The sequence below is a fragment of the Clostridiales bacterium genome, from assembly GCA_012512255.1.
Taxonomy (GTDB): Bacteria; Bacillota; Clostridia; order Christensenellales; family DUVY01; genus DUVY01.
This window is the reverse complement of sequence record JAAZDJ010000091.1, coordinates 1-4,773: the sequence shown is the minus strand read 5'-3', so window position 1 is coordinate 4,773 and position 4,773 is coordinate 1. Positions and strand designations below refer to the sequence as shown.

General features: G+C 33.5%; 7 protein-coding genes and 1 tRNA gene. 2 read left to right on the top strand and 6 right to left on the bottom strand.

Features of this window, described 5'->3' with window-relative positions; all coding sequences use genetic code 11:
* On the bottom strand, window positions 1–455 hold a 455-nt coding region (locus GX756_04910; protein NLC17202.1), incomplete at its 3' end, for a hypothetical protein.
* Between the two features lie 204 nt (window positions 456–659).
* Between GX756_04910 and GX756_04905 the strand changes: the two genes are divergently transcribed.
* Window positions 660–863 carry a KTSC domain-containing protein gene (locus GX756_04905; protein NLC17201.1) on the top strand — a complete coding sequence of 68 codons (204 nt, stop codon included), beginning with the start codon at window positions 660–662 and terminating at the stop codon, window positions 861–863.
* 206 nt (window positions 864–1,069) lie between these two features.
* On the opposite strand, the gene GX756_04900 is transcribed toward GX756_04905, so the two are convergent.
* The 5 genes from GX756_04900 to GX756_04880 form a co-directional block, all read right to left on the bottom strand.
* A tRNA-Pro gene (locus GX756_04900) sits at window positions 1,070–1,145 on the bottom strand.
* Between the two features lie 219 nt (window positions 1,146–1,364).
* Window positions 1,365–2,009, bottom strand: a complete 645-nt coding sequence (locus GX756_04895) for an HAD family phosphatase (GenBank protein ID NLC17200.1) — start codon at window positions 2,007–2,009, stop codon at window positions 1,365–1,367.
* A gap of 357 nt (window positions 2,010–2,366) precedes the next feature.
* Window positions 2,367–3,026, bottom strand: a complete 660-nt coding sequence (locus GX756_04890; GenBank protein ID NLC17199.1) for a DUF4956 domain-containing protein — start codon at window positions 3,024–3,026, stop codon at window positions 2,367–2,369.
* 12 nt (window positions 3,027–3,038) lie between these two features.
* Window positions 3,039–3,392, bottom strand: coding sequence for a VTC domain-containing protein (locus GX756_04885; GenBank protein ID NLC17198.1), 354 nt, complete (start codon window positions 3,390–3,392; stop codon window positions 3,039–3,041).
* Window positions 3,393–3,470: 78 nt separating this feature from the next.
* Complete coding sequence (locus GX756_04880; GenBank protein NLC17197.1) at window positions 3,471–3,770, bottom strand: VTC domain-containing protein; 300 nt, start codon at window positions 3,768–3,770, stop codon at window positions 3,471–3,473.
* 248 nt (window positions 3,771–4,018) lie between these two features.
* On the opposite strand from GX756_04880, the gene GX756_04875 reads away from it, so the two are divergent.
* Window positions 4,019–4,773, top strand: a 755-nt coding sequence (locus tag GX756_04875) for an ABC transporter ATP-binding protein (GenBank protein ID NLC17196.1), incomplete at its 3' end; no start/stop codon positions are given.

The window sequence follows — 4,773 nt, the reverse complement described above, 5'->3', positions numbered from 1 at the left end:
GGCTTAGGCGGGGTGCGCCTTTTTTCTTCAGAGGATTTTGGATCTCTTTTTAGGCCGGGTCTTATAAATTTGAATGGCGTATGTAATTGGTTATGTAAAATATCAAAAAAGCTTTCCGATATTTGAAATTTAGGGTCAAAGAATCTATGCCTTTTTTTGCGCTTATAGATGTTATCCTTGGGGCTTTTATGTTTTTTATTATCAGGCGTCTTAAGCTGAGGTTCGTCTTGGGCTTTGTCTTGCTCGGGCTTTTGGTGATAGCTTTCGTTTTGAGGATTATCCATATTTTCCCGCCGATAAAAATCATCCTCGTCCTCATATACCTCGCAATATGTTTTATCGTCAATATCCTTTCCAAATATTCCCGCCATCTTAACTTTTTCGTATCCGCTTAAAATGATCATGCAAAAAACTATCAATATAATGCTAAAAAATAAGAGTATGTTTTTTTTCATTATCGCACCTCAAGATTGATTTTGGCTATTTGTTATTATTTTGTGTAATATTTTTCCAAATAATGTATTTTATTATCAGTTACTTACATCAAAAGAACTAAATAATTGTGATTATTGTCAAAGTTGTACATAATTTTATAACATATATTGAAAAAGTTTTACCATTATGTTATAATATCGTTAGTGATAAGGAGGTAAAATATTATGGAAATGAAAAAAGTTGTTTCATCAAGCATAAGAGCTATTGGATATGAAAATGGGACTTTGCAGATTGAATTCCATACCAAAGGCACATACCGCTATTATAATGTACCGTTATATGTCTATAACGAATTGATGTCTTCTCCTTCTTTGGGCGCGTATGTTTCACAAAAAATTAACCCTCAATACAAAGCGCATAAAGTTTAAATGATTTTATAAAATAATAAGGATTTGAAAAGATTACATAAGGTATTGAGCCTGTAAAAAAAACTAAACGCTTTGTATTGCCAAATATCAAAAAAGCGTATTCCTTTGCCTTGAGGGATACGCTTTTTAACTATAGTCTTTGGGTAATAGATTTTTAAAAATAAAATAACCAAAAAACCGCTATTTATTATAAGCGGTTTTTTCAATGGTCTGAGTGGCGAGATTTGAACTCACGACCTCATGGTCCCTAACCATGCGTGCTACCAGCTGCACCACACCCAGAATTTATTTGATTTGCTATTATAATATAGCAATTTTTTATAAAAGTTGCAAGACTTTTTTTATAAAAATGCGCCAAATTCCTAAATCTGCTATTTTGGCTTTTGTATATAACTTAATTAAATTTATTTATTCTTGTCGGCGGCAATATCTATTTGGTTTTTTATCTTAAATATAATATAGTTGAATTTATTTAGTCTTATCTTTATATTATATCAAAAATTAAAGTATATTCAAAACCTCGGCTATATCGTTAATTATATATTCGGGATTATATTGTTTTAGCTCTTCCTCTTTAAAGCTAGTGGTTATTGCTATGCATTTCATCCCTGCGGCGCGCGCCGCTTTGATGCCGTTAATGGCGTCTTCGACCGCTACGCAAACGCTTGGTTCAAGCCCCAAAGACGCCGCGCCCTTTTGATAAATATCGGGATAAGGTTTTTTTCTTGCAACATCTTCGCCCGAGATTATCGCGCCAAAAAATCGGGTGTCAACCTTGCCGTATTTTAAATTTGTATTTACCCGTCTTCTATTGCCCGAAGAACACACTCCTAATTTGTATCCTTTTTTGTGCAAGGTTTTGAGAACCTTATTGGCGGCTGCGAAAGCTTTAAGTTCGGTTTGGGCATATTTTTCATAAATATCATAGGCATGGGTAATTACTTCGGGAACAAACACTCCGCCGTGTTTTTCCATAATGCCCCTAATAACAGGCTCCGCCCCGCCGCCTATGAAATCGCGAAAGTCTTCCATACGCGCTATGACGCCGTAATCTTTGATGGCCGCCAAAAAAGCTCTTTTGCCCATGTCTTCGCTGTCAACCAAAACGCCGTCCATGTCAAATAAAACGCCTTTGATCTTTAGCACGATAAAACCTCTTAAAAAAATTTTTTAGTCATAATATATTATCATAACAAACCTAAAAAATAAATAATCTAGAATGAAACTAAAATCGCTAACATACGAATATTAAAAATACCGCCTGTATATCTTTAGCGGCATTATAAAAACCAATCTAGGTTGTTTTATTAATGCTAGGTCGATTAGACGATGAAATAATTAATTTATATATATTATTGTCTTTATACTCGCTTAAAGTTTAAATTAAAGACTATGTAAAAATAGCTGCTAAGTATGCTATGACCGCTTTTCTATCGCCATTGATTATATCGGCGCGCTAAAGTCAAGAAAATTAACAAGACATATAAAATATGGATAGTTATTTCACAGCAAATCCTTATTGCCTACATATGCATTAACTGTAATGGGAAGGTTAGCGTTCTTTATTCTTATTTCGTCTAACAACTTCTTTTCTGAAAAACCTTTTTTAATGACAACGCAATAAGTTAAAGCAAACAAGCTGCCCAAATTGGTCGTTTTGACTTTTTCCAAATTATAATGAGAGCAATTTTCTTTTAATACGGGATTGATTTCCCTTTCATAGTCGCAATCTTCGGGAATAGTTACTTTAAGCCTTTTTTTCTTGGTCAATGTTAAATTAAGCGCCTTAAATAGAACAAATAATGCCAAGATAATAAGGGTAAAAGCTATCGCGAAATATATTTGACCTATACCGGTGGCTATTCCAACCGCTATAGCGAAAAATATCATGCAAATGTCTTTTGCGTCCCCTGGCGCGGAACGAAATCTTACCAAGCTAAAAGCTCCCGCTACCGCGATTCCTGTGCCTATATTCCCATTGACCATCATAATCACGGCTTGAACAATAGAAGGTAACAGAATAAGCATAATTATAAAACTTGGAGTGTAATCGCTTTTATAGGAATAAGCAAGTGCGATAAGAATTCCTAAAACTATTGAAACGCCAAAACAAATCGCAGCGGTTTCCATAGTAAACCCGTCCACAAAAATGCTGTTAAACATAAACCATCTCCCCTAATATATATTATTAAACTCGTTTTGAAAAATTTTTCCATATTTAGAAAACGAAATAGGATAAATTTTTAGCTTAGACAACGCTTTTACAAACCAAAGCGGAAAAGAATTCATTACTTTAGCTTCCATTATATAATTATCTGAGCCAATTAAGAATTTGCAATCGGAATCTATACGCAAAGAAAGATTATCTCTCTTGCTACGGATGTTGTTGTCAAAGGTAATCCTGAAATTATTCCATGAAGGAACATTATAGGCGATTCTATCGTAAGCTATAAATATTTTGGGATAAAGCCTGTATTTTTTTATTTTATAAACAACTTCGTCTAAAATCCGCAACTGACTCTTGGTCAATTCGCTTACACAAGGAGTATTGGCATTAATAACGAAATCGTTTTTTTGCAAATTGGTCATCAAATGTTCAAAGTCAATTTACTTAAGGTTTAATCTGCGTTTATAAACGACTTTTTTGTATTTCTTTTTTATTTCCAAAAAAACATCAGATTGGTCATCGGGCAAACCATAGCATCTCAATCTCAATTTTTCCTTAAATTTGGGTTTTTCAAGCGAAGTTCTTATGACTTGGTAATAATCGTTGTCAAAATAAATGTTTCTTATGGTTTGAAGCCCGTATTTATCCTCAACTATCTTGTTAGAAATTTCATTAATTAAGCTTTGGTATTGTTCTTTGTTTAATAAATATTTTTTTTCTCGGCGTTTAATAGCGTTCAAAAAGTTAAAATCTTCTTTGGTTTTTCTTTAAGATTCTTGCCTTATATATTAATTATATAATATTAATATTAAAAAAACAAAAGGCGTTTTTTATTTGATGTTTTTGGCAAATCGCTAGTAGGTGAATATAATAGTTAATACTTCTTGCCCTTTAAACTACTATTTGAATAAAAATATACTAATATGATATAATATTCAAACAATATAATCAAACAAGATTTTTTGGTTATTTATTTTTGAGGTTTTAGATGATAAAAAAATTTATAAGCTATTACAAACCCTATAAAAAACTTTTTTTCTTTGATATGTTTTGCGCCGTAGTTATCGCGGTTATTGACCTTGCCTTGCCGCAATTGCTAAGATTTTTAAATAATATTTTGGCGGCGGACGATATTTCCAATATCGTAAGAACTTTGCTAACGCTCGGGGCGTTGATGCTCGTTCTTTATATTATCAGATACGGCGCGCAATATTTTGTGACTTCTTGGGGACATATAATGGGCGCCCGCATAGAAAGCGATATGCGCCAAAACTTATTTTATCATTTTCAGCGCCTTTCATTTTCTTATTATGACAAAAACAATACGGGCGAAATGATCTCTAGGCTTATTAACGATTTATTTGATATTGCCGAGCTTGCGCATCACGGTCCTGAAAACCTTTTGCTCGCGAGTTTGAAAATCGTAGGCTCGTTTTTGTTGTTAATGTTTATTAATGTGCCCATAACCTTGATTTTGCTGGCCATTACAATGATTATGGCGATATTCAGTTTTATTATGAACAAAAAGATGCGCAAAGTCTTTTCCCAAAACCGCAAAAAGATTGCCAGCGTTAACGCTCAAGTCCAAGACAGCCTGCTTGGCATAAAGGTAATCAAATCTTTTGCCAATGAAGAGCTTGAAAACCATAAGTTTGACAGGCGAAACATCGAGTTTTTTAGAACAAAATCCGATTCTTATAAGGTAATGGGCAATTTCCATGCCGTCAATTCTTTTTTGCAAGG

What these genes read in the sequence shown, in the direction of transcription:
- GX756_04890 (NLC17199.1), bottom strand. Translation starts at nt 3,026, where the DNA reads ATGTTTAACAGCATTTTTGTGGACGGGTTTACTATGGAAACCGCTGCG.
- GX756_04905 (NLC17201.1), top strand. Translation starts at nt 660, where the DNA reads ATGGAAATGAAAAAAGTTGTTTCATCAAGCATAAGAGCTATTGGATAT.